We start from the raw sequence: 523 nt of genomic DNA, 5'->3' as shown, positions 1-523 counted from the left end.
ACCCCGGCGGAAGGCGACGCGCCGCGCGGCCCGCGCAACCCGTGGCTTCCGGGCGGCGGCAGCGGCGATGAGCCGCGCCGTTCCGCCAATATCGAGGATATCTTCAAGCATCGCGGCCCTGAAGGTCCGCGCCGGAGCGGCGGCGGAGGAGGCGGTCCGCGCTTCCGCCTGCCGGACGGGCCGGGAGGACGCAGTTGGTTCCCGCTCGCCATCGCTGCGATCGTCGGGATCTGGCTGTTCGCCACCAGCGTTCACTCGGTCGCCCCGCGCCAGCAGGGCATCGTCACCTGGCTCGGCGGCCAGTATTCGCACACGCTTTCGTCCGGCCTCAGCTTCACGATGCCCTGGCCGATCCATGTGGTCGAGATCGAGAACGTCAGCCAGATCCGCTCCGAGCGCATTCCCGGCACCGAGGAGGAGAAGCTGATCCTCACCGGCGACCTCGCGAATGGTTTCCTCGGGGTCGGCGATCTGGAACTTGAACTGCTTCAGATCCTTGATGCTCCAGCGGATGAGATAGGAC

1 protein-coding gene is annotated in these 523 nt (G+C 67.9%); it reads left to right on the top strand.

The window, feature by feature from the left end; translation table 11 throughout:
- Window positions 1-523, top strand: a 523-nt coding sequence (locus J5M67_RS27755) for a hypothetical protein (protein WP_368735961.1), incomplete at both ends; no start/stop codon positions are given.

The sequence above is a fragment of the Pseudomonas sp. 30_B genome (assembly GCF_017491605.1).
Taxonomy (GTDB): Bacteria; Pseudomonadota; Gammaproteobacteria; order Pseudomonadales; family Pseudomonadaceae; genus Pseudomonas.
This window is presented reverse-complemented; position numbering and strand designations above follow the sequence as displayed.